General features: G+C 70.7%; 21 protein-coding genes. 9 read left to right on the top strand and 12 right to left on the bottom strand.

Annotated elements, in window-relative coordinates; genetic code table 11:
* Positions 1-58: 58 nt before the first annotated feature.
* Together OG579_RS12375 and OG579_RS12370 are read right to left on the bottom strand one after the other, a co-directional pair.
* On the bottom strand, positions 59-1,648 hold the full coding sequence (locus tag OG579_RS12375) for a glycerol-3-phosphate dehydrogenase/oxidase (protein ID WP_328856166.1): 1,590 nt from the start codon (positions 1,646-1,648) through the stop codon (positions 59-61).
* On the bottom strand, positions 1,645-2,307 hold the full coding sequence (locus tag OG579_RS12370) for a TetR/AcrR family transcriptional regulator (RefSeq protein WP_328856165.1): 663 nt from the start codon (positions 2,305-2,307) through the stop codon (positions 1,645-1,647). Before OG579_RS12370 ends, OG579_RS12375 begins: the two co-directional genes overlap by 4 nt.
* A 20-nt stretch (positions 2,308-2,327) precedes the next feature.
* Between OG579_RS12370 and OG579_RS12365 the strand changes: the two genes are divergently transcribed.
* Together OG579_RS12365 and OG579_RS12360 are read left to right on the top strand one after the other, a co-directional pair.
* A complete protein-coding gene (locus tag OG579_RS12365; RefSeq protein WP_328856164.1) occupies positions 2,328-3,989 on the top strand; it encodes an FAD-binding oxidoreductase in 1,662 nt (553 codons plus the stop codon).
* Positions 3,986-4,939, top strand: coding sequence for a diacylglycerol/lipid kinase family protein (locus OG579_RS12360; protein WP_328856163.1), 954 nt, complete (start codon positions 3,986-3,988; stop codon positions 4,937-4,939). The genes OG579_RS12365 and OG579_RS12360 overlap by 4 nt, the downstream gene beginning before the upstream one ends.
* Before the next feature lie 133 nt (positions 4,940-5,072).
* Here the strand turns inward: OG579_RS12360 and OG579_RS12355 are convergent, their stop codons facing one another.
* Both OG579_RS12355 and OG579_RS12350 read right to left on the bottom strand, forming a co-directional pair.
* The gene (locus OG579_RS12355) at positions 5,073-5,243 is read right to left on the bottom strand and encodes a CsbD family protein (RefSeq protein WP_045824915.1); all 171 of its coding nucleotides are present in this window, start codon (positions 5,241-5,243) and stop codon (positions 5,073-5,075) included.
* A gap of 99 nt (positions 5,244-5,342) precedes the next feature.
* Positions 5,343-5,882: a Dps family protein gene (locus OG579_RS12350; RefSeq protein ID WP_045824916.1), complete on the bottom strand. Its 540-nt coding sequence runs from the start codon at positions 5,880-5,882 to the stop codon at positions 5,343-5,345.
* Between the two features lie 179 nt (positions 5,883-6,061).
* On the opposite strand from OG579_RS12350, the gene OG579_RS12345 reads away from it, so the two are divergent.
* Entirely contained in the window at positions 6,062-6,286 is a 225-nt protein-coding gene (locus OG579_RS12345) for a hypothetical protein (RefSeq protein ID WP_045824917.1), read from the top strand.
* Between the two features lie 6 nt (positions 6,287-6,292).
* On the opposite strand, the gene OG579_RS12340 is transcribed toward OG579_RS12345, so the two are convergent.
* Genes OG579_RS12340 through OG579_RS12320 form a run of 5 tightly spaced genes read right to left on the bottom strand, consistent with a single transcriptional unit; the run spans position 6,293 to position 10,017 of the window.
* Positions 6,293-6,922, bottom strand: a complete 630-nt coding sequence (locus OG579_RS12340) for a class I SAM-dependent DNA methyltransferase (protein ID WP_328856162.1) — start codon at positions 6,920-6,922, stop codon at positions 6,293-6,295.
* A complete protein-coding gene (locus tag OG579_RS12335) occupies positions 6,919-7,707 on the bottom strand; it encodes a PIG-L deacetylase family protein (protein ID WP_328856161.1) in 789 nt (262 codons plus the stop codon). The genes OG579_RS12340 and OG579_RS12335 overlap by 4 nt, the downstream gene beginning before the upstream one ends.
* On the bottom strand, positions 7,704-8,645 hold the full coding sequence (locus tag OG579_RS12330; RefSeq protein WP_328856160.1) for an acyl-CoA dehydrogenase family protein: 942 nt from the start codon (positions 8,643-8,645) through the stop codon (positions 7,704-7,706). The genes OG579_RS12335 and OG579_RS12330 overlap by 4 nt, the downstream gene beginning before the upstream one ends.
* Positions 8,642-9,313 carry a glycosyltransferase gene (locus OG579_RS12325; RefSeq protein WP_328856159.1) on the bottom strand — a complete coding sequence of 224 codons (672 nt, stop codon included), beginning with the start codon at positions 9,311-9,313 and terminating at the stop codon, positions 8,642-8,644. The genes OG579_RS12330 and OG579_RS12325 overlap by 4 nt, the downstream gene beginning before the upstream one ends.
* Positions 9,314-9,336: 23 nt before the next feature.
* Positions 9,337-10,017, bottom strand: coding sequence for an HAD family hydrolase (locus OG579_RS12320; RefSeq protein ID WP_328856158.1), 681 nt, complete (start codon positions 10,015-10,017; stop codon positions 9,337-9,339).
* A 228-nt stretch (positions 10,018-10,245) separates the two neighbouring features.
* Here OG579_RS12320 and OG579_RS12315 point away from each other — a divergent pair, with 228 nt between their 5' ends.
* Positions 10,246-10,956, top strand: a complete 711-nt coding sequence (locus OG579_RS12315; RefSeq protein ID WP_328856157.1) for a GAF and ANTAR domain-containing protein — start codon at positions 10,246-10,248, stop codon at positions 10,954-10,956.
* Positions 10,957-10,978: 22 nt separating this feature from the next.
* Here the strand turns inward: OG579_RS12315 and OG579_RS12310 are convergent, their stop codons facing one another.
* The 3 genes from OG579_RS12310 to OG579_RS12300 all read right to left on the bottom strand — a co-directional run bounded on the left by OG579_RS12310 (position 10,979) and on the right by OG579_RS12300 (position 14,456).
* The gene (locus tag OG579_RS12310) at positions 10,979-11,440 is read right to left on the bottom strand and encodes a hypothetical protein (RefSeq protein ID WP_328856156.1); all 462 of its coding nucleotides are present in this window, start codon (positions 11,438-11,440) and stop codon (positions 10,979-10,981) included.
* Positions 11,433-12,596, bottom strand: coding sequence for a DICT sensory domain-containing protein (locus tag OG579_RS12305; RefSeq protein ID WP_328856155.1), 1,164 nt, complete (start codon positions 12,594-12,596; stop codon positions 11,433-11,435). Before OG579_RS12305 ends, OG579_RS12310 begins: the two co-directional genes overlap by 8 nt.
* 390 nt (positions 12,597-12,986) lie before the next feature.
* Positions 12,987-14,456, bottom strand: coding sequence for a CCA tRNA nucleotidyltransferase (locus OG579_RS12300; protein WP_328856154.1), 1,470 nt, complete (start codon positions 14,454-14,456; stop codon positions 12,987-12,989).
* Between the two features lie 177 nt (positions 14,457-14,633).
* Between OG579_RS12300 and OG579_RS12295 the strand changes: the two genes are divergently transcribed.
* The 5 genes from OG579_RS12295 (at position 14,634) to OG579_RS12275 (ending at position 24,419) form a co-directional block, all read left to right on the top strand.
* Positions 14,634-15,803, top strand: coding sequence for an NUDIX hydrolase (locus OG579_RS12295; protein WP_328856153.1), 1,170 nt, complete (start codon positions 14,634-14,636; stop codon positions 15,801-15,803).
* The gene (locus OG579_RS12290) at positions 15,800-18,397 is read left to right on the top strand and encodes a DUF6049 family protein (RefSeq protein WP_328856152.1); all 2,598 of its coding nucleotides are present in this window, start codon (positions 15,800-15,802) and stop codon (positions 18,395-18,397) included. Before OG579_RS12295 ends, OG579_RS12290 begins: the two co-directional genes overlap by 4 nt.
* Before the next feature lie 415 nt (positions 18,398-18,812).
* Complete coding sequence (gene murJ / locus OG579_RS12285) at positions 18,813-22,709, top strand: murein biosynthesis integral membrane protein MurJ (RefSeq protein WP_408068822.1); 3,897 nt, start codon at positions 18,813-18,815, stop codon at positions 22,707-22,709.
* Complete coding sequence (locus OG579_RS12280) at positions 22,706-23,341, top strand: DNA-3-methyladenine glycosylase I (protein ID WP_328856150.1); 636 nt, start codon at positions 22,706-22,708, stop codon at positions 23,339-23,341. The genes murJ and OG579_RS12280 overlap by 4 nt, the downstream gene beginning before the upstream one ends.
* 10 nt (positions 23,342-23,351) lie before the next feature.
* Entirely contained in the window at positions 23,352-24,419 is a 1,068-nt protein-coding gene (locus tag OG579_RS12275) for a nitronate monooxygenase (RefSeq protein WP_328856149.1), read from the top strand.

Below are 24,419 nucleotides of genomic sequence, written 5' to 3'. Positions count from 1 at the left end.
CGCTGCGTCACACCGGGTTCGGCGCCCGGTCCGGGGGTCGGTCCTGCCCGGGGGTCGATCAGCCGATGTGCGCCGCGAGGACCTGATCGAGCAGGTGGGTGACGGCCGGACGCGCACGATCGGCGTCGGCGGCGACCAACCCGATGCGCGTGCGGCGGTGCAGGATGTCGTCGGCATCGACAGCGCCCTCGGCGGTGATGGCGAACTCGACCTCTGCCCGCGTCACGTCGATGCCGGGGGCGATCGGCCCGAGGGGCGCACTGATCGTGGCACCCTGCACCACGCGATCGGACTCACCGCCGAAGCGCGCGATGAGCGACGCAGGTAGTCGACGGTTGCGCGTACCGTGCGCCCCGACGAGCGGGATCGACTCGGTGACACAGGGATAGGCGTCGAGACGCGCACGGGCGACGGCGGCGTCGACCGCATCGGCGGCCATCGTGCGGTAGGTGGTGAGCTTTCCACCGACCACGGTCACGAGCCCGTCGTCACCGACGGTGACCGAATGCTCCCGGGAGAGGTCGGCCGTCTCGCCGTCGCCCTGCAGCAGCGGTCGCAGACCGGCGAACGTCCCGATCACGTCCTCGCGCGACACCGGCCGTGCGAGGGCCGTGTTCAGGGTCGCGATGATCGAGTCGATCTCGTCGTCGGAGGCCTGCGGGACGGCGGGCACCGGGCCCGGCGCGTCGACGTCGGTGAGGCCGGCGTAGACGCGGCCGAGCTGTTCGGGCAGCGCGAACACGAACCGGTTGCGGGCGCCGGGGATCGGGACGGTGAGGGCACCGGTGGGGTATCCCAGTGTCGCGGCGTCGAACACGAGATGTGTTCCGCGGCTCGGGCGCACCGTGATGGAGTCGTCGACGGTGCCCGCCCACACACCGGTCGCGTTGATCACCGTGCGCGCACGGATGTCGAGGTGGTCACCGGTGATCCCGTCGATCACGGTGGCGCCCTGACAGGTCACCTCGGTGGCACGCATCCTGGTGCAGATCGCCGCACCGTGCGCGGCCGCGGTCCGCGCGATCGCGACCACGAGTCGTGCGTCGTCGATCAGCCGGCCGTCGTAGGAGCGCCATCCACCGCGCAGTCCCTCGGTCTCGACGGCGGGACACGCAGCGATCACCTCGGCCGCCGAGATCCGGGCGGGATGCGCCAGCACATCGGCCGGGGTGCGTGCGCCGCGACGCAGCAGGTCGCCCACGGCGAAACCCGTTCCCACGAGTGCACTCCCGATGGCCGCGTCGACGCGACCGCGCATTCCCGGTCCGGCGGTGCCGTGGCCCGCGGAGTAGGACGGGACGACCTGGGCGACGGGGGAGACCAGGTGTGGCGCGATCGTGGTCATGAGGTTGTGCCGCTCGACGGCGCTCTCCCACGCGATCCGGACGTTGCCCGAGGCGAGGTAGCGAAGTCCGCCGTGGACCAGTTTGCTGCTCCACCGGCTCGTGCCGAAGGCCAGGTCCTCGGCCTCGACGAGGACGACGGTGAGGCCCCGCGAGGCGGCGTCGAGCGCCACGCCGACGCCGGTGACGCCGCCGCCGATCACGAGGACGTCCCATGGTCTGCGCCGGGACTGCAGGCTCGCGCGGTCGCGTCGTGTCCGTTCGGGGCCGAGGTCGGCGCTGAAGGGATGCGGTGGTGTGGTCATGGTCGTTCCTCTTGCCGGTCACCGTCGCCGGTCGGGTCCGCGGGGGGCCTCGGCACCGACACCGGCTCGACCGGGGTCAGGTAGCCGCACAGGGCACGCGTCAGTTCCTGCGACCAGTCGCCGCCGAGTACCGGGGCCACCACCGATCGCGACTGGATCGCCGACTGGGTGATGAGCAGGACCATCGCGCCGAGACGCATCGGGTCACCCGCGCGGACGGCGCCCACCTGCTGGGCCTGGGTGATGCGGCTGTCGAGGACGTCGAGGACTCCGCGCTGGCTCGCTCCCAGTCGTTGGAACACGTACGGCGCCATGAGATCTGGCTGTCGTCGCAGCAGCGAGGAGAACAGGAGGTCGTCGCTGAGGCCGATCGCCGCGCCCACGATGCCGTCCACGAGAGCGGCGAGCACCTCCGGGGGACTCGATTCGGGTGCGGAGGCGATCGCGGCGTCGACCGCGGCGACGTGCTCGGTCATCAGGCTCGTCATGTCGCGGGTCAGGAGGTCGCGGATCACCGCGCTCACCTCGGGCCATCGTCGGTAGACGGTCGGTCGGCTCACGCCGGCCTCACGGGCGACCTCGGCGAGGGTCAGCTTGCGTCCGGATCCGCGGACGAGGCAGCGCCGTGCCGCGTCGAGGACGTCGTTCCTGGTTGACATGTTGTGTAAAACTGTAACGCATGATTGCCCCGCCGTCCGCCGCTCGTGCCCACGGATCAGCCCGGATCGGTCTGCCGCCGATGCAGTGGAACGCCTGGGGGATCGCCGAGGAGGCGACCACCCTCTCGCCGGCGATCCTCGACCTCGTGCGCAGCGCACTCGGGGTGAGCGGCGACCCGCGACCGGCGCCCACGATCGACGAGGTGACCGTCGCACCGACCCGCCTGGCCGACGACGACCGCGCCGCGCTGGCCGACATCGTCGGGTCGGACTGCGTCTCGGTGGATCCGCAGGACCGTCTGCGCCGTGCCGGCGGGAAGAGCACACCCGACCTGCTGCGTCGGACCGCGACAGAGCAGGACGCGCCCGACGCGGTCGTGGCTCCCGGGACCGAGGACGAGATCGCCGCGATCCTCACCTGGTGCGCGCACGCGGGGGTCGCGGTGGTCGCCTTCGGCGGCGGAACCGGTGTCGTCGGCGGGCTCGATCCAGATGCCGGGCGTCACCGTGCCGTCATCTCGCTCGATCTGCACCGGTTCGACTCCCTGGTCGATCTCGACGCGACATCGGGGATCGCGGTGCTCGGTGCCGGCGTCTCCGGGCCACGCGCCGAGAAGCTGCTCACCGAACGCGGATTCTCCCTCGGCCATTTCCCCCAGAGCTTCGAGTTCGCCACCATCGGCGGGTTCGCGGCGACCCGCTCGTCGGGTCAGGACTCGGCCGGTTACGGACGCTTCGACGACATGGTCGTCGGGCTCACGGCGATCACCCCGCGCGGGACGCTCCGCCTCGGCCCCGTGGCCAAGTCGGCGGCCGGGCCCGACCTACGGCAGATGGTGCTCGGCTCGGAGGGCACCCTCGGGATCATCACCGCCGTGGCGCTGCGGGTGCATCCGACGCCGCCGCACGCCGTGAACGAGGCGTGGCACTTCGCGAGCTTCGCCGAGGGCGCGGCCGCGGTCCGCGCGGTCGTCCAGCGGGGGACCGGTCCGACGGTGCTGCGACTGTCCGACGAGGTCGAGACCGGCGTGAACCTGGCCAGCCCCGGCGCGATCGGGGTCAGCGACGACGCCATGGCCGGCGGTGTCCTCGCGATCACCCGCTTCGAGGGCGACGAGTCGCTGTGTGCGACGCGGCGCGACCTCACCGCGGAGACGCTGCTGGCCGCGGGCGGCACCTCGTTGGGTGCCGCGCCGGCCGACGCCTGGGAGCACGGGCGCTTCCGCGCGCCCTACCTGCGTGACGCGCTGCTGGCCATCGGTGTGGGATGCGAGACCCTCGAGACCGCGACCACCTGGGCAGGGGTCCCCGCGCTGCGCGACGCGGTGGCCGCGGCGTTGACCACCGCACTGTCCCGTCCCGCCGACGGCCTGCCGGACGGCTCGCCTGCGCTGGTGATGTGCCACATCTCGCACACCTATCCGACCGGTGCGTCGCTCTACTTCACGGTCGTCTACCGGATGGGAGACGACCCGCTGGCGCAGTGGGCGGCGGCGAAGGCCGATGCATGCGCCGCCATCGTCGCCGAGGGCGCCACCATCACCCACCATCACGCCGTCGGGGCCGACCACAGGCCGTATTTGTCGGCGGAGATCGGCGAGGTCGGGGTCGAGATGCTGCGGGCCGTGAAGGACGCGCTGGACCCCGCGGGCGTGCTCAATCCCGGAACGCTGATCCCGTGAGCAACTCCGACCGCGGACCGGTCTCATCGGTCGTGGCGCTGGTGAACCCGACGTCGCGCAACGGCGCGGCGATGGTCACGGCCCGGCAGGCGATCGCCGCCCTGACCGCGCGCGGTGTGACCGTCGACGCGCGGTCGGGGTCGTCGGCTGCCGATGCCGCGCTGATCGCGCGCGAAGCGGTGGCCCGGGCGGGCGACCCGGCGTCGGGTCTCGACGCGGTGGTGGTCATCGGCGGCGACGGCACCATCGGCCCGGTAATCGCCGCGGCGCGCGGTACGCAGGTGCGCGTCGGCCTCATCCCGGCCGGGACGGGCAACGACCACGCGCGTGCCCTGGGGATCCCCACCACGGACATCGACGGGGCGGTAGACATCATCGTCGCAGGTCACACGCTTCGGTGCGACCTCGCGCGGCTCACCGTCGGCGACCGCACCACCACCTTCGGCACGGTCGCGGCGATCGGGCTCGACGCCGCCGTCACCGAACGTGCGGTGGGTATGACGCGCCCTCGGGGGCAGTCCCGGTACGCACTGGCCGCCATCGCCGAGATCGCGGCGCTGAGGCCCCGCCGGTTCCGGGTGACGGTCGACGGGATCGTCCACGAGATGGATCTGGTGATGGCCTCGGTGGGCAACACCCCGAGCTACGGCGGCGGCATGCGGATCTGCCCGCACGCACGCATCGACGACGGTCTGCTGGACGTGACCCTCGTCGAGCACACCTCCCGGCTGCGCCTGCTGGGCCTGTTCCCGACGATCTACCGCGGGACGCACGTCTCCCGCCGCGGCGTGCACTCGCTGCGGGCGAGCACCGTGACGATCGAGACGGCCGAGCCGACGCCGGTCTCCGCCGACGGGGAACTCCTCGGGGTGACGCCGGTCACAATTGAGATCGACGCATCCGCAATGGATTTCCTCAGCCCACGATCCACGGGTTCTCCACAGGGGTGAAAGCCATTTATCCCCACTGTCCACAGGTGTTCTGTGGATAAGTCGTGATTCGTGCTGGCCGCCAACGATTTCGATCGACAAACGACGAAACCCGAACCGTCACAGACGATTCGGGCTCCGCGGGCAGCTGGTCTCAGCTGAGCTTGTCCTTGATGTTCTCGCCGACCTTCTTCACGCCGGCCGAACCCTGGTCCTTCTTGCCCTCGGCCTCGAGGTCCTTGTTGTCGGTGGCGTCACCGACGACCTCTTTTGCCTTGCCGATGGCGTCTTCGGCGGCGTTCTTGGCCTTGTCAACAATCCCCATGAGAATCTCCTGTTGTCTCCCCCGACCGATGTCGGGGCGTCTGTGGGCCGTGCACCGACGGCGCACGGGTGGCGAGGTCAGCGACAGCGTCGTCGCAGATCAGCGAGCCTGATCTGCAGCGGCCTTCTCACTGGTCGCGCCGGCGGTGGCGAGCTCACCGGTGTAGCTCTCGAGATGCGCGCGGACGAACCAGTGGAACTTCTCGAGTTCGGCGGTCTGGCCGATGAGGATGTCCTCGGTGACCGGGTCGAGCTTGCCGGTGGTCTCGATCGCGTCGCGGTGCGAGGTGATGAAGCCGACATAGACCAGGTCGAGGGCACCGAGATGCGCCTGGACGGTGTCGCGGCCGAGGCTGTAGTCATCCCAGCTGCGGCTGTCCTCGATGGCCTTGGCGGTGCCCTTGGGCGACTCGCCGAGGGTGGCGATGCGCTCGGCCAGGGTGTCGGCGTAGCCGCGCACCAGCTCGACCTGCGGGTCGATCATCTCGTGGACGCCGATGAAGTTCGTGCCGACGACGTTCCAGTGAACGTGCTTGAGGGTCAGATGCAGGTCGTTGAGCGCGCTCAGTCGTTCCTGCAGCGTCGCGACGACGGTCGCAGCGCTGTCTGCGGTCAGTCCGGGTGTGGTGAAAGGAGCCATGTCTTCGACGGTAGGTCGCCACCGGGGGCTTGCCCACCGCTGGCGGAGATCGCAACCAGACCGATTCGACGATCACGAAATGGTAACGGCAAGCCGTGACTCCAGCGTTACCGCCGCGAGACCACACCGTGATGATCCGGGGTGCGGGGCCGCTACCTGCGTCTGTCAGCGTAGGGGTCATGGACGAGCAGACCACCATGGTCGACGAGATCGACAGCCGCGACGATGACCGCCGCGAATGGCGGTCGGTGAACGCCGTCGTGATGGTGCTCGCCCTGCTGACCTGCCTGTTCGTGATCGCGCTGCCGATGCTGGGGTCACTGGCGCTCGCCGGCGCCGTGCTCGGACTCTTCACCGGCGCGGGCCTCGCCACCATCTTCGTGCTGTCCCGCGTGCAGGACTGACGGCCCCTATTCGCCGGACGGGCCATCGGTCGCGCTCGGCGCCAGACCGTCGCGCACGGCCACCGACTCGACCCCTGCCGGCTCGAATATCTCGATGGTCACATCTGTGTCGCGGTAGCCACCCGACGCGGTGGAGAGCACCTCGGTGAGCCGACGATGGATCTCGTCTCCCGACCACCGGTGCTCGTCCACCGGATGCCGCCAGTCCACGGCGACGACCGTGGCCCCGGCGAGGTGCTGATCGCGGATCCACCCCAACGCCCGCGCCAGCGGTTCGGCGTCGAGGTAGTAGAGGACCTCGCTGGCGACGACGAGGTCGTAGGTCTCGCCAGGGGTCCACGTGATGAGGTCCGCGACCTCGAACCGCACGCGGTCGGAGTCGGCGACCAGTCGTCGCCGTGCGATCTCGACGCCTCGGGGGTGCAGTTCGACGCAGTGGATGCGATCCACCCGCGCGAGCAGCTGCTCGGTGAGTGCACCGGTCGACGACCCCAGCTCGAGCGCGCTGACGAAACGCGCCCGCGGGAGCGCGGCCACGGTGAGCTCGCGCTTGCGGCGCTCGTAGAAGTGGTCGTCGAAGCCCCACGGGTCATCCGACCGCGCGTACATCCGCTCGAAGTAGGCCGGGTCGGTCACGTGAAGAACACCTCGGTGCGGCCGGTGAGACGGTCGAGGATCCGCGGCGGCAACACCGCGCGGTCGGCGGGGTCGGGGGACAGGTCGGTGATCTGGCTGACGAACGCGGCGACCGCCCGCATCTTCGCCGCGTGTGCTCCCTCGGAGAGGGGGTGTGCGCTCGCGCGTTCCCACGGAACCGCGGGATCGCCGGGGGCGGCCCAGTGCCACATCCACACGGGATACTCGGCGAACACCGACCCCGTGCGCTGTGCCGCGGCGACCGCGGCGCGGCCGGCGGCCTCGTGATCGGGATGACGGTCGCCGCGCCAGGGCGCGAGAACCAGATCGTGGCCACCGAACGTCTCCATCGCCTCGGCCACCGCCTCCTCCATCTCGGCGGCGTGGTCGGCCAGCTCCCCGTCGGGCAGACCCACGTGCCTGACGTGCTCGACCCCCACCTCGGCCAGGGAGGCCTCCAGCTCGGCGCGACGGATACGCGCCAGGTCGGCAGGGGACACCGTCGGTGATCCGGGATGCGAGGCGGCACCGTCGGACAGGCAGAGCACCGTCACCCCGCCCCCGGCGGCGATCCGCTCGGCGATGAGGCCACCCGCACCGAGGACCTCGTCGTCGGGATGGGCCGACACCACCAACATCCGCGTGGGCTCGGTAAGTTCCAGGGCGGGCAGCCGGTGGGTCGACAGCCAGTCCCGCCACTGTTCGGCGGTCGCGAGCCCCTCGGCACCGAACCCCTCTGCGTTGAACCCCTCTGCGTCCTCACTGGTGACATCGGCTGCGGTCATGGTGCCTTTCTCGCGTCGATCTCGGTGCACAGTCGTCCGAGCGCGATCAGGTCGCGTTCGGCGTGCGACTGCCGGATGTAGACGGTGAGATCGGCGACCGCACCTGCGTGTGACGCGTCGGCGACCAGCGGTCCCGGTCCACGGCTGCGGCCCACGCGATCGATGATCTCGCAGGCCACCGACTCGATGTGCGCCCGCACCCGCAACGCGAGCACCTGGGCGGCCACTCCGTCGTCGGGCGCATCGTCGATCGCGGCCGCGGCGGAGGCGAGCACGGCCTCGCCCGAGAACAGGGCCACGTCCACCGCACCGCGATGCATGAGCGCGACATCGTCGTCGCGAGGGTGAGCGAGCACGGCCTGCGCCACGCGTTGCGCGCCGCCGAACCAACATGCCGCGACCCCGATGGCGCCGTGCCAGAAGCCCGGGCGCCCGAAGTAGTCCTCGGCGTCGGCGATGAACGTGGCGGGAGTCGCGTCGAAGGCGACGGCGTGGGTCTCGGTGGCCCGCATCCCCGCGGCGTGCCAGTCGTCGTTCCCCACGGTGATGCCCGGTGCGTCGAGGGCGACGGCGAGCAGGACGCGTCGGCCCTCGTGCCAGGCCGTCACGAGCGCGTGTGTGCAGCCGCGGGAGCCCGAGCACCAGGGCTTCGTCCCGCGCAGAGACCAGGTGGAGGTGTCCGTGGACGCGGGGTCCGGATGGGCCGCGAGCGTGGGCGGCGGACCCTCCGCCGCCCACACGCCCCATCGTTCGCCGGGTCCGGGTGCCCTGGCACCCAGCTCGTGCAGGATCGCCTCGGCATCGACGTGCGCCTCCAGCAGGCGCCCGGTGGAGATGTCGGCGCGCGCCGCCTCGGTCAGGGCTCGCCACCGCTCTGCCGTGTGCCCATGGCCGGGCAACGGGAGGGTGGGGCCGATCCCCGTGATCACCGGGGTCATCCGGCCACCACGCTCGGAGTGGCGGTGACGGGGGTGTCGAGGAGCGCGGGCAGCGAGGTCGCGAATCCGGCCGGCACCCGGCCGCGGGCCCGGGTGGAGGTGACCACCGGGGCCTGCGCGCTCCACTCCATCGCATACCGGTGTGCCCGGAGCCGGCGCACCAGGTCGACGTCCTCGTCGTGGGTCAGCGGCGCGAACCCGCCGAGGGCGCCGTACACCGATGCGCGCACGCCCAGGTTCGCGCCGTGGATGTGGCGATGGCCGTCGCGGTCGACGTACTGCGCGGCGAACCGCTGCGCGGCGTCGCGCGGCCACCGCTCCCAGTTCTCGGGGACGATGGTGCCGAGAACGGCATCGGCTCCGGCGTCGGCCAGACGCAGGTGATGCACGAGCCAATCGGCCGGAACCCGTGAATCGGCATCGGTGTTCGCGAACCAGACGTCCGCGGTGCACGGGAAGCCGGAGAACCCCGTGGCCCGCGCGACACCGACGTTGCGCGCGCCGATGGTGAGCACCTCTACGTGCCGTCCCACGACGGTCTCGGATCCGTCGTCACACGCGTCGGCGACGACCACCACGTGGACCGGCACCGACACCTGCGCCGCGGCGCGGTCGATGGCGGCCAGGGCCTCGGGCAGGTCGTCGCGCTCGTTGTGTGCGGGCACCACCACAACGCACCGCGACACCGCGGTCACCGCCGATCACCGGAGTCCAGGATGCCGCTCGCGACGACCTCGGCGGCGTCGCGGTACACCGCACCGGCACCCGCCTGCAGGAGCTCACCGCGACCCACACCGCCGGTCAGGACGCCGATCCCGGGAACGCCACGGTCGGATGCCGCGACGAAATCCCATGTGGCGTCGCCGATCATCACCGCATCGGCGGCCCGCACACCGGCACGGTCGAGTGCGATGCCGACGATCGTCGAGTCAGGTTTCGCGGTGTCGACGTCTGCACCCGAGGTGACGGCGTCGACGAGATCGTCGACGTCGAGGAGTTCTCGCAGCAGGGCCAGTTCATGGTCGGGGGCCGAGGTCGCCAGGACGACGCGCATGTTCAGTCGCTTGGCCTCCCGCACGAGTTCGCGCGCACCGGGCAGAACCGTGAGCTGCGAGGAACGCTCGGTGTACGCACGGTCGTGCGCGTCGGACAGACGGGATTCGAGATCGTCGGATCCGGTGTCGCCGGTGGCGACCTCGATGAGCTCCGACACCAGCAACGCACCGTCTTCACCGATACGTCGGTGAATCTCCCAGTGCGGCAACGTCAGATCGCTCTCGGCGAACGCCTGCCGCCACGCGGCGACATGCGTGTACACCGAGTCGACGAGGGTGCCGTCGATGTCGAACAGGGCCGCCCGTGGCTCGCTCACGCGTGATCGCGCGCCGAGGCGAGCACCGATTGCATTGCGCAGACAGGGAATTGCAGATATGCGAACAGCATGAGGGAACGGCCTTCCGAGGGCTCGAGGATGTGCGACGAACCACCCGAGGACTTCAGGCACGTAGCCCGAGTGTATCCAGGCCGGGGGGCCTGTCAACACCGACGAACCCTCGTCCGTGAGACCATGAGCAGGTGAGGAGGCATGACCGTGGATGAGATGACCGATACGAGTACGCTCCTCGCGCTGGCGCAGCTCGCACGCTCCCTGCACGAGCAGGACGACCCGGCCGGGGAAGACGCACTGCTGCAATCGATCACCGACAGCGCGGTCGCTCTGGTCCCCGGCACCGACCACTGCGGGATCACCTTGGTCGACAAGGGGGAGTTCACCTCGGTGGCTCCCACCGACGATGTCGCCGCCCGCGTCGACGCCATCCAGCACGAACGCCGCGAAGGTCCCTGTCTCGATGCCGCATGGGCGGATCACATAGTCCGTGTCCCCGACTACGACACCGAGACCCGGTGGCCCTCGTTCGTGTCCGCGGTCCGCACGGAGACCCCCGTGCGCTCGACGGTGGCGTTTCAGCTCTACCGCGGTGAATCCACCATGGGAGCGCTGAACCTGTACGCACACAACGCGAATGCCTTCGACGCCGAATCGGAGGAACTGGGTCTGGCGGTCGCCACCCACGCTGCGCTGGCGATCTTCGCGGCGCGACGGGACGACCAGTTCGCCAGCGCGCTGGCCAGTCGCGACACCATCGGGCAGGCCAAGGGGATCGTCATGGAGCGATTCGACGTCGACGCGGTACAGGCGTGGGAGCTGATGCGGAAACTCTCCCAGGACGCCAACATCAAGGTCGCCGAACTGGCACGCAAGCTCATCGACGCCGACCACCCCACCAAGCGCCGCGATCTGCTGAATTAGCGATCGCGACGGTCGACGCGGGTCAGCTGGGTCGTGCCTCGTGACCGGTACGGCCGTGGGTGCGGCGGCGCTCCTTCATCTCCGACTCCATGACATGGCGTCGGCCGTCCAGGAGCTCGTCGCGCGTGCGCTTCTCGAAGCCCTTCACCGTGGTGTAGTAGCCGTCGTCGAACTCCTCCACGAGCTGAAAGGTCCATCGACCCGGAAAGGTGTTGGCGCCGACGACCTCTCGCCGCATGTCGGCCGCGAGGCCATCGTGTCCGGCGTCGGACAGCATGTCCGCGGCCTCACCGAACAGGAGATCGGCGTGACCGGACATCTGGTGGGCCTCGTAGAGGTGACCCCGGACGCGCTCGACCCACTCGAGGGCCTCGGTGACCTTGCCGGCCGCTTCGACGGTGGCGTCGGACACCCCGGCGGGACGACGGTGTTCGTCGTCGACCGGCAGGTCGTCTGCGTTGTCGGCCCCGGGCCGATCAGACAACGGTGAACCGGCTCAGGATCGAGTGCACGGCCTGGGTGACGGTCATGCGGTCGTAGGTCTGCACGAAATCGAAGGTGCGCTCGAGATCGGGGCCCTCGTCGTGGAGATCGCGCGCGGCGAGCAGGGCGCAGAAGTGGGGCCCGAGGACGGCCACGTTCCATTCGTCGGCCAGGGGATCGTCGGGATCGAGCGGCGCGTGCTGCACGTTCCCGTCGATCATGTTGACCAGACCGACGCCGTAGACACCGGCCAGACCGGCGTTCTCGGCCAGTTCCTTCCACCGCTTCGCGGTGAGCAGCGTGAAGAACTTCGCGTGCTGGAAGGTACCGAGGACCACGACCGCCGCACCGGCCGCCGATGCCTGCGCCTCCAGCGACTTGCTCATCTCGATGAGCAGGTGTTTGGTGCCGCGGCGGGGGCGGTGCACCGCGGACCCGATGGCGTAGGGCGTGGTCGGTCCGGTCTCGGGCGTCGACCACACCGGGGCCTCGGGCAGAGGCACGATCGCCTCGTCGCCGAACTCCGCGGGGTCTTTCACCGGGGGATACAGGTCACCCAGCCCGTAGGTCGCACCGACGGTCAGCGCCGCCATCTTGAGCGCCACCGAGTCGACACCCTCGGCGATGACCACGGCGTGGCTGCGCTCCACGTGCGCCGCCAGGGCATGGGCGAGACGGGCCATGTCGGGCTCGGTGGTGCGGGTCAGGAGTTCGGGTCCGGTGATGATCACGTCGGGCTCGATGAGCGCCAGCATCGTGATCGCGTATTCGCTCACCCCGAGGCCGTCGACACAGATCACCCGGCCAGCACGACGTGCCGCGGCGACCTTCGCCATCGTCCGCTGAGGGCTGTGCAGCATCTCGTCGGGCTGGACCGAGACCGCGAGCCGCTCCAGGGAGGGCTCGAGATCGTCGTCGTCGACCGAATCGAGGTCGACCGTGACCAGCAACGGGAGGATGTCGGCGATCGTCTGCGCCTGCTCGGTGGCCGCGAACGCGAACTTGTGGTGATCGAGGATGTGTTCCTGCTGCATGAGGCGGGCAGCGTGCCGGAGAGATTCCGCGGTGCTCAGTGCGGACCCCGCGGGGCCGCGCACCTGGAGCTCAGCGGCGGCGAGAGCACCGTCGGTGAGACGTCGTACAGGCGCGAACTGCACAGACACCTCCAACGCCCCGACGAAGGAATCCTCGTCGTGACTCGAGCGTACCGGTCGTGAGTCGGTGGAAATACGCCTCACCGACCCAAGGTCGACAGTGTGCAGGTGGAGACCGTGGGAGCGGTCCCGGGAGAGAAGGCCATCGTGCGTGTCCCGTCTTGCCCTCGCCGTTTCGCAGCCACACCGGCAGCGGATCGGTTCACGCTGCGTCAGATCTGATCCGGGGTGTCCGGAGGGTCGATCGTGCGGGTCACGGAGGAGGAGGGGAGTAGTCGTTCGCGAGGCCAGTGTCTCGACCTGACCCCAGAGTAGCCGGATCCGGCCCGTACGTCACGGCCCGGTAACCGACCGCACCACCAGGTAACGGAATGATAACGACGGCGACAGGGGTCAGGAACCCGGTCGATCGGGCTGCTCCTGCCACCACGCCAGCAGGGCCGCCTCGGCCTCGTCGCGGTCGAGCGGACCGCGGTCGAGGCGCACCTCCTTGAGGTGGCGCCACGCGCGGCCGACCACCGGGCCCGCGGGCACACCGAGCAGTTCCATGATCGCGTTGCCGTCGAGATCGGGCCGCACCCGCTGCAGGTCCTCCTGCTCGGCCAGGACGGCGATGCGCCGCTCGAGGTCGTCGTACGTGCGCTGCAGCCGCTGAGCTCGGCGTTTGTTCCGCGTCGTGCAGTCGGCGCGCACCAACTTGTGCAGACGGGGAAGCAGATCACCGGCGTCGGTGACGTAGCGCCGGACCGCGGAATCGGTCCACTTGCCCTCGTCGTACCCGTGGAAGCGCAGATGGAGGAACACCAGGGTGGCGATCTCCTCGATCACCGCCTTCGGATACTTCAATGCCTTGAGCCGCTTGCGCACCATCTTCGCGCCGACGACCTCGTGGTGATGGAAGCTCACCCCACCGTCGGGTTCGTGCTTGCGAGTGGCCGGTTTACCGATGTCGTGCAGCAGTGCCGCCCACCGCAGGACGAGATCGGGATCACTCTCCTCGAGATCGATCGCCTGCTGCAGCACCGTCAGCGAATGCCAGTAGACGTCCTTGTGTTGGTGGTGCTCGTCGATCGCCAGCTTCATCCCGGGGATCTCGGGCAGCACCCGCTCGGCGAGACCGGTGTCGGTGAGGGCCACGACACCCTCGACCGCGTGCTCACCCAGGATCAACTTGTCGAGCTCGGCCGCGACACGCTCGACGGTGATGCGCTGGATCTGATCGGCCATCTCGGTGATCGCCGTGACCACCCGCGGAACCGGGGTGAATCCCAACTGCGCGACGAACCGCACCGCTCGCAACATCCGCAACGGGTCGTCGGTGAACGACACCTCCGGCAGCGACGGGGTGTCGAGCACACCGCGGACCAGGTCGGCCATCCCGTCCAGGGGGTCGATGAACTCCTGCTCACCGCCCGCCCCGACACGCACCGCCATCGCGTTGACCGTGAAATCCCGGCGCACGAGATCACCCTCGAGGGTGTCGCCGAACTCGACCAACGGATTGCGCGTCACCTGGTCGTAGGTGTCGGCGCGGAACGTCGTGATCTCGATCTGGTGGCCTGCGCGCGACGCGCTGACCGTGCCGAACTCGATACCGGTGTCCCACACGGCGTCGGCCCACCCGCGGAGCAGCGCCTGCACATCGGCCGGTCGGGCGTCGGTCGTGAAGTCCAGATCGGTCCCCAGACGGCCCAGGACCGCGTCGCGGACCGAGCCACCCACGAGGAACAAGGAGAAACCGCGCTCGGCGAAACGGTCACCGAGGGGCGTGAGGACGTCGGAGAACTGACGCAGCGAGACCGCCGCGTTCGTCAGCAGACGGGTGCGGCGCTCGTCGGAGGACTGGCCGGCCGATGCTGTCACGAGGTGACAGCCTACCGACCCCCGGATCCACCCGATCCGGCGTCGTCGACTCGCCGACCTCGCACGTTCTCCGAACTGTCACACCCACCGTTCTCCGAACTGTCACACCCACCGTTCTCCGAACGGGCACCCTCACCGTTCCCCGAACGGGGGGTTACAGGCGGCTAGCATCGTGGGGTGTCAGCCGAACCCACCGAGCCGAATCGCGATGTCGCAGGACATCCGCGTCGTCGGCGCGGCAAGAGGCGCGGCGGTCGCAGGCGGGGTTCCGCGGCGGCGACGGGCATCGTCGCGGTCCCGAACACCCGTACGACGGACCCCCGTACAACGGACGACGCCCCCACCACCACCGGCTCGACCGAGACCCCCGACATCGCCGCCGAGGCACCGTCGCCATCCCGGTCCGACACCCCCGCCGGCGGATCACGACGCGGCCGTCGCGGCCGGCGTCGCAAGCCCAGCCGCCCCACCTCCGACACCCCCGACAACGCCGTCGGCGGCTCTCGCGACGGCGACGTCACCGTCGCGGTCAAACCCTCTGATCTGCGTGCCGCCGTCCGTCCGGCGGGCCGCGCGCCGCGTTCGACGCCGGCCGATCCCAACGCCGACGCGGGCCCGCGCCTGCGCACCGTGCGCGAGACCTCGGCCGGTGGTCTGGTCGTGTCGAACATCGACGGTCCCGCCGACGATCGATGCGCCGCACTCATCGGCCGCGTCGACCGACGGGGACGGATGATGTGGTCACTTCCCAAGGGACACATCGAAACCGGGGAGACCGTCGAGCAGACCGCGATGCGCGAGGTCGCCGAGGAGACCGGCATCGAGGGCACCGTCGTCGCCTCGCTGGGCAAAATCGACTACTGGTTCGTCAGCGAGGGCAAGCGGATCCACAAAACCGTGCACCACTACCTGATGCGGTCGATCGGCGGTGAGCTCTCCGACGCCGACTACGAGGTCGCCGAGGTGGCCTGGGTCCCGCTGTCGGACCTGCCGAAGAAGTTGACCTACTCCGACGAACGACGTCTCGCCCGCGCCGCCGCCGACGTCCTGGACTCCCTGACCTCCGACCCCGAACTCCTCGCCCGCTCCGAGGCCGACAACGTGCGCACCGAGCCCAACGAGTACGAGAAGGCCGCGGCCGCACGCAACCAGCGCCGCAAGGAGCCGGTGCGGGCGCCGCGTCCGCGCCGACGTCGCCGCGGCCCCCGACGTCCCGCCGCAGCCGATGGCACCCCGGGCACGGCGTCGGCCCCTGCGCAGCCGGAATCGAGACGGACGCAGCCGGAATCGACACGGACGCAGCCCGAGCCGACGCGGGGCGCCCACGAGCCGCGTCACGACGGATGACCCGGCATCGACCGCCGGTACGAGGCCACCGGCGCACCGGTGCACGTGCCGTCGCGACACTGCTCGCCGCGATCGTGGCGGCGATGTGGATCGCGGGGACGGGCCCCGTGGGCGCGGCACCGTTCCCCGAACCCGCCGAGTTCGTCAACGTCGCCATCGACTCGGTGTCTCCGTCGACCGTGACCACGTCGAGCCCGTCCACGGTGACCGTCACGGGCACGCTCTCCAACGTCGGGGACCGACCGGTGCGCGATCTGGTGATGCGACTGCAGCGTGGCGACGCGGTGCAGTCGTCGACGGGCCTGCGGTCGTCGCTCACCCGCGACACCGCGCAGTACGAGGTCACGACGCCGTTCCGCGACGTCGCGTCCGAGCTCGACCCCGGACAGCGTCGGAGTTTCTCGCTGACCGTCCCGCTGTCGGCGCCCGCCGAACCCCAGTCCGGCGGCGGCACAGCAGGACTCGGTGTCGACACCCCGGGCGTCTACCCCCTGCTGGTCAACCTCAACGGCACCCCCGATTACGGCGAGGCCGCCCGCCTCGACGACTCCCGCACGCTGCTCTCGGTGCTGGGCCTGCCGCCCGACCGGGGTCGCGCGACGACCGCCGCGGGAGCCATGGCCGCCGGATCGACCGGTGCACCGGGTGTGGGGACCGACGGTTCGGTCGCGCCGACGGTCTCCACGCCCACGCAGTTCACCTTGCTGTGGCCGCTGGCCGCGCCGGGTCAACTCGCCCCCGGCGTCCCCGGCGGCGGTGACTCCGATGTCCGCCTCGTCAGCGACGATCTCGCCACCTCGCTGAAGTCGGGCGGACGGCTCGACGGACTGCTCACCACCCTCGACGACGCGACGTCCACCGCGGACGCGCCCCTGACCCGCAGCACCTGCATCGCCGTCGACCCCGATCTGCTCGTGACGGTGCAGGCGATGACCACCGGGTACGTGGTGTCGCGCGATCCCACCGATCCACGCTCGGCCACCCGCGAGGGAACGGGCTCGGCCGCGGCGCGGGCGTGGCTGGAACGGTTGCGGACGATGGCGTCACGACTGTGCGTGGTGGCGCTGCCCTTCGGTCAGGTCGACATCGACACCCTCGCTGCCGCTGCCGACCCGGCCCTGACGCGCACCGGTCTCACGTCACCGGCGGAGATCGTCGACACGATCCTGGGCGTCACCAGCCTGCGCAACCTCGTGGTGCCCACCAGCGGTGCGCTCGATGCCACCGCCGCGAGACTGCTCACCGCGAACCGACTCGACCGCGCGCTCGTCGCGTCGTCGTCGATACGCACCGCGACGCCGTCGGGGACCGGCCAGTACCGCGCGGCCGACGTCGGCGTCGCGACCTACGACCCGTCGGTCACCACCGCGTTGGCCGCGATGGGCGCAGCGCCGTCGACCCCGGCGATCACGCCCACCGATCAGCGGTTCGACCTCGAGTCGGAGTCTCAGGACAGTCGACGCGTCGCGGCCACGTCGGCGCTGACCTACTCGGCCATCGCACCGACCACCGGGTCGGCGGCGGCGCGGATCGGGGCACCGGTCGACACCCCCGTGGTGGGGCGCAGCGAGGTCGTCGTGCCGCCGGCGGTCTGGTCGGCCTCGGCCGACGACGCCCGCGCCGTACTCGACACCGCCACACTGCTGCTCGACACCGGTCTCGCCGCACCCCGGCCGCTCGGGACCGTGGCCGCCGACCTCACCGACACCTCCACCACCGCCGAACTCCAGACGCTTCCCGACACCACCGTCGGTCTGACCACCCTCGACGCCGACACCACCGGGATGATCACGCGGGCGACGTCGATGATCTTCCAGATCGAGGCCTCGATGGTGGCGCGCAACGACGTCGCGATGTCCCCGCGCGCCTACGTCGCCCCGCTGGTGGAGGACCTGATCCGCGCGATGCGGTCGGCGCCGGTCGACGACGCCGCGGACCGGCGTTCGATGGTGGCGACCGCCCGGGCCCGCGTCGCGGCGGTCGATCGCGCCGTCGACCGGATGCGTGATTCGGTCAGCATCCTCGATCCGGGGGGGAAGTACACGCTCGCCTCCGAGCGCAGTCCGTTGCTGCTGGTGGTGCGCAACGACCTGCCCCTGTCGATCCGCGTCCGCCTCGACACCTCGGCACCGCCGGATCTCGACGTCGGCGACATCGGCGTGATCGAGATCCCGCCCAAGGGCACGCGACAGATCCAGCTGCCGACCGAGGCGCGGTCGTCGTCGTCGATGACGGTCACCATCGCCCTGGTGACCTCGAGCGGTGTCGCGATGGGCAGTCCGATCGAGTTGTCAGTACATTCCAACGCATATGGGAAGGCGTTGTTCATCATCACGATCTGTGCCGGCGTGCTGTTGGTCCTGCTGGCGGGCCGACGGCTCTGGCACCGATTCCGGGGACAGCCCGACCCGGCCGACTTCGACCGGCCCGAACCCGATGAGCGTGAACGCCTGATGGCCGACAGCCGCTACCTGCACGGCGGGCACGCGGGCGCCGGTGCGGACACCCTCGAGCACCCGTTCCCCCGGATCCGTTCGGCCGGCGACAGTGACCGTCCCCACGATCCCGAGCGTCCCGGCGGCCGCGATGACTGACGGCCCCGACGGCACCCCGCAGGATCGGGACGGCGAGAGTACCGACACCGGTTCGCGGGCAGCGCCGCGGCGCATCCCCGCGACCGGCGAGCCGCTGGGCGATCCCGCCTACGGCCGGGCCGCGCCGCGCTCCATCCGACCTGCCGGACAACGTCTCTCGGACCCCGGCGCGCTCGACGAGCCGGAGTCGACCCGGTCGCGTCGACGCACGCGCACCGAACCCCCGCCGCCGCGACGCCGCCCGGCCGGATACGCGCCCCCCGGATCGCAGTACCCACAGCCCGAGTCCGCACCCCGCAACGCCTCCCCGACGACCGGCACGCGGCGTCGACCACCGCCGTTCGAGGTGGCCGGTCGCCGGACGGGATGGGACGGGACCGAGTGGGACGACACCGTCGACCCGCCGACCCGCCGGATGGCGATCTCGGCCCCACCGCACGCCGACCCGGGCGACATCGGCGAGGTCGAGATCAGCGACGAGACGATCCGGGCCCGGAAATCCGCCGCCGGCGCGTCGGCGCAGCGCGACGCCCGCCCTCGGCCGGACGACTCCGACGCGAGCGTGTTGCGGACGAGTGGGTCGATCGCGCTGGCCACCCTGATCAGTCGGATCAGCGGTTTCGTCCGCACCATCCTGGTGTTGGCGTCGCTCGGCGCCGCGACGGCGTCGTCGTTCCAGGCCGCCTATGTGTTGCCCAGCATCGTCGCCGAGGTGGTTCTCGGCGCGGTGCTGACCGCGATCGTGATCCCGGTCCTCGTGCGTGCCGAGGCCGAGGATCCCGACGGCGGTGAGGATTTCGTCAACCGGATCTTCACCCTCGCCCTCACCACCCTCGGCGTCGCGACGGTCGTCGCGCTGGTGGCCGCGCCACTGCTGACCTATCTCAACCTCGGCGACGGCGAGGTCAACCGCGATCTCGCGACCGCACTGGCCTATCTGCTGCTGCCGGAGATCCTGTTCTACGGGATGTCGGCGTTGTTCACCGCCATCCTCAACATGAAGGGCGCGTTCCGTCCGGGGGCCTGGGCGCCCGTCTGCAACAACGTCGTCCAGATCGCCACCCTCATCGTGTTCGCCCTGATGCCCGGCGAGATCTCACTCGACCCCGTCCGGATGGGCGACGCGAAGCTGCTCGTCCTCGGTGTCGGCACCACGCTCGGCGTCGTGTGCCAGGCTGCGATCCTCCTGCCTGCACTTCGTCGCGCCGGGGTGCGGCTGCGGTTGCGGTGGGGGCTCGACGCCCGCCTGCGGGCGTTCGGACGGATGGCCGCGGCAATCGTCCTCTACGTCGCGGTGCTGCAGGTCGGGTTCTTCATCACCTACCGGATCGCATCGCACGCCGATGCCTCCGGCGTGAGCGTCTACGCGACCCACTGGCAGTTGCTGCAGCTGCCCTACGGCGTCCTGGGCGTCACGATCCTCACCGCGATCATGCCGCGGCTCTCGCGCAACGCCGCGGCGAAGGACACCCATTCGGTGGTCGACGACCTGTCGCTGTCGACGCGTCTGACCATGGTGGCGCTGGTGCCGATCATCACGTTCATGACGTTCTTCGGACCGGCGATCGCCATCGCGATCTTCAATTTCGGGCGGTTCGACCTGTCGGCGGCCGACCAGCTGGGGTCGGTGCTCAGCTGGGGTGCGTTCACGATCATCCCGTACTCGATGACGCTGGTGCAGCTGCGTGTCTTCTACGCCCGCGAGGACGCATGGACACCCACGGCCATCGCGGTCGGCATCACCGTCGTGAAGTCGGTGTCGTCGTACCTCGGGCCCGTGCTGTTCGACGACGGTCAGACCGTGGTCCGATGGCTCGCCTTCTCCAACGGCCTCGGATACGTCGTCGGGGCGATCGTCGGGCACATGCTGCTCCGACGTCGGCTCGGGCGGATCCGCATGACCAACGTCTCGCGGACCACCCTGCTCACCCTGGCCGCGTCCATCGGGGGGTGCGCGCTCGTGTGGGGCGTGTCGCAGGCGTCGGGCCTGCACCGATTCGCCTCCGACCACGGCAAGATCGGGTCGCTGGCCTACCTCGTCTTCACCGCGATCGTCGCCCTCGGGCTCGTCTACACCGCACTGGTCCTCCTACGGATCCCCGACGTGATCGCGGTCAGCGTCAGCGTCCGGCGCATGCTGGGCCGGTTCATCCCGGCCGTCGCGCCGCGTTCGCAGGCGGCCGACGAATCCATCGCCGAGATGACCGTCGCGTTCCCGCGGATCACCGGTGACGAGAGCCTCCCCTATTCTGGGCAGGTACAGGTGTTGCGGCGATTCGATCGCGGTACAGCCAGCTGGCAGGCATATTCGGTACACACCGGTGGTGCGGTGGGTGGATCGTCGCCCGATGCGCCTCGCGATCTGCGGTATCGACGGAGAGGAGTTGGCCTCGTGGGTGACAACCGCGTCGACCCGGAGAAGGTCGACCCCGGCGCGGAGCGTGACGTCGATCCCCGTGCGGAGCACGACGTCAACCGCGGCGCGGAGCGCGATGTCGATCACGGTGGTCTGCACGATCTCCCGGGATCGGTGAACACCGATCCCCGACTGCGCGCCCTGCGGCCCGACGGACCACCGTCGCGACCCGACGCCGCCCCGACCGCCGATGACACCGCCGCCCGGGCCCAACCCGCGGTCGGTGCTCCCGGTCCTGCCGCCCCGGCCGACGCGAATCCGCCTGCGGCACCGACTCCTCCGACCGGCCCGAGCCCTGCCGGCGTTCCGACACCGACGGGTGGACCGCCGCGTCGCGGGCCGCGCCTCGTGCCGGGTGCCGCGGTCGCCGGCGGCCGCTACCGACTCCTGCAGGCACACGGCGGCACGCGCGGACTGCAGTTCTGGCGGGCTCGCGACATCAACCTCGACCGCGACGTCGCCCTGACCTTCGTCGACGCCGATCAGACCTCGCCGCCACCGGAACCCGGTGCGGCCCAGGGTGTTCGCGGTGACGGACCGCAGGCCGTGCTGTCGCGCACCCTGCGACTGGGTCGGGTCAACTCGCCCGGTATCGCCCGTGTTCTCGACGTGGTCCGCGGATCGTCGGGCGGCATCGTGGTCGCCGAGTGGGTGTCGGGCTCCTCGCTGGCCGAGGTCGCCAAGACCAATCCGTCTCCCGTCGGCGCCGCACGCGCCGTCCGTGCCCTGGCCGCAGCCGCGGAGGCCGCGCACAGGACCGGCAGCTCGCTGTCGATCGACCACCCCGACCGCATCCGTATCTCCCGTGAGGGCAACGCGGTGCTGGCCTTCCCCGGCACCATCGCCGGCGATGACAAGACCACCGACGTGCGCGGACTCGGTGCGGTGCTCTACGCGCTGCTCCTCGCGCACTGGCCCCTCGATCCCGACGGTGCCGCGAAGGCCATCACCAGCGCGACGACCGGCGAACCGATCGGTGGGCTGCCGGTCGCCGAGCCGTCGGCCGCGGGCATCCCGAAGGAACCGCGCGCCGTCCGCGCCGACGTACCGTTCGAGATCTCCGCCGTCGCGGCACGGGCGTTGGAGGGCAACAGCGGGATCCGCACGGCCGCAACGATCCAACACGTCCTCGACCAGGCGACGGTCGTCGACCAGAAGACCGACCTCATGCCCGTCATCGGTGACGACACCGAGCGTCCGGCACCCGCCACCAACGTCTCGCCCCAGGCCGCGGGGCGTGGTGGGTCACGTCTGTCGCTCTCCGACCGCTCACCGCGTTCGATGCGCGTCCTCGCGATCGCCGCCGCGGCCGGTCTGGTGATCCTGCTGCTCGTGATCGCGCTGATCGTCTGGCTCACCGACACCGTCGGTTCGTCGAACGGGCCCACCGACATCAACTCGATCATCACCTCGTCGGAGCAGCCCGGTCAGTCCGGCGCCGCCGCCGCACCGGCCGGCGCCCTGAGCCTGCGGTCGGTCACGGTGGTCGACTACTCCAACCAGACCGCCGACTCGAGCACGAACGTCGGCAACATCATCACCGGGCAGGGTCCGGCGTGGAGCACCGACACCTATCGGGGCGGACCCCGCTTCGGCAATCTCAAGAACGGCCTCGGGTTGATGTTCGCGCTCGATCGCGCGGCCGCGGTCCGCACGGTGACGGTCCGAACACCGAACCCCGGTATCGCACTGCAGATCCGGATGTCGCCCTCGGCGTCCGCGGGATTCGACGAGACGACCCAGGTCGCCACCGCGACGATCGACCGCCCGACGACCACGATCACCATCGGCCAGCCGCGCTCGGCCCCGTACGTCCTGGTGTGGCTGACCTCCCTGCCGCAGAGTTCGCGCGGTGGGTTCCAGGGGACCATCAGCCAGATCAGCATGGGCAGTTGACCGACGATCCCCTCGGTGTGACCGTCTGCGAGGACGGACTGGCCCGCCCGCCGTGGGCGGTGACGCCGGGCATGATGCGCGACTACTACGACACCGAGTGGGGCATGCCCGTCGACGGCGAGTCGGCCCACTTCGAACGTCTCTGTCTCGAGGGCTTCCAGTCGGGGCTGTCGTGGGCGACCATCCTGCGCAAGCGTCCCGCGTTCCGAGAGGTGTTCTGCGACTTCGACGTCGACACCGTCGCAGCGTTCGGCGAGACCGATGTCGAGCGTCTCCTCACCGACGCACGGATCATCCGCCACCGCGGCAAGATCGAGGCCACCATCGGTAATGCCGCCGCCACGATCGCCCTACGCGACACCGTCGACGGGGGACTGGTGTCGCTGCTGTGGTCGTTCCGGCCCGAGCGCACCCCCACCCCCGAGACGATCACCGAGGTGCCCACGTCGTCGCCCGAGTCGGTGGCGATGTCGAAGGAATTGCGACGCAGAGGTTTTCGGTTCGTCGGTCCGACCACGATGTACGCACTGATGGAGGCGCTGGGCATCGTCGACACCCACCTCGTGGGCTCGTTCCGGCGCGGTTCGTCCGGGGTGTGGGCGCCCGATGGCAGCCCGCGGGCACGGCGGTAGCGTCGCCGGGGTGAGTGCACAACTGCGCGATCTCCCCGTCCCGCTCGTCGGTGCCCCCATGGCCGGCGGACCCACCACCGACGATCTCGTCGTCGCGGTCGGCGAGGCAGGCGGGCTGGGCTTCCTCGCCACCGCCTATCGGTCGGCCGAGCAGATCAGGGCCTCGATCGATGCCGTCCGCGAGCGCGGCGTTCGGCGCTTCGGCGCCAACCTCTTCGTGCCGGATGCCCCGGGAGCGCACGAGACCGATCCGGCGGGCGTCGCTCGGTACATCGAGGCTCTCACGCCCTGGGCGCAGGCTGCGGGGGTCACGGTGCCCGAGGTGCCGTCGTTCTCGACCGCGGAGTACACCACCGCCCTCGACGTCGTCGTCGACCGGCGGGTCCCGTGGGTGTCGTTCACCTTCGGGCTGCCCGGCCCCGACGAGGTCGCCCGCCTCCACGAGGTCGACGCCGCGGTCGTCGTGACGGTCACCACCGTTGCCGACGCGCACGCGGCGGTCGAGCGCGGCGCCGACATCCTCTGGGTGCAGGGGCCGGCCGCGGGCGGCCACCGCTCGACCTTCACCGTGGCGCAGACGCCGCCGGAGGAGTCACTGGACCACCTCCTCCGGGCGATCGTGGATTCCGTGGAGACACCGGTGATCGCCGCCGGGGGAGTGGCCGACGGATCCGACGTCGCACAGCTCCTCGGGCTCGGCGCCCGGGCCGTCGGCATCGGCACGTTGCTGCTGCGGACCCCCGAGGCGGGCACCAGCGCCCCGTACCGTCGGGCCCTGGCCGCGGCGACCGAACCCGGTTCGCCGGCGCACACCGTGCTCACCAGGGCGTTCTCGGGACGCCCCGCCCGTGGACTCGCCAACCGGTTCCACCACGAACTCGGCCACCTCGCGCCATCGGTGTTTCCCGAGCTCAACACCCTGACCGGCCCCATCCGGCGCGCGGCGACGGCCGCCGACGACGCCGAGGCCATCACGCTGTGGGCCGGGGAGGGTTTCGCCGCCGCCCGCGCGGTGCCGACGGCCACCGTGATCGCCGACCTCTGGCGCGCGGCGCTCGATCACGGCGCCGCCGGCTGA

Origin of the sequence: Williamsia herbipolensis, assembly GCF_036153515.1 — a bacterium.
GTDB classification, from domain to species: domain Bacteria; phylum Actinomycetota; class Actinomycetes; order Mycobacteriales; family Mycobacteriaceae; genus Williamsia_A; species Williamsia_A herbipolensis.
Note: the sequence above shows the minus strand (reverse complement) of the source record. Positions and strands in the feature narration are given on the sequence as shown.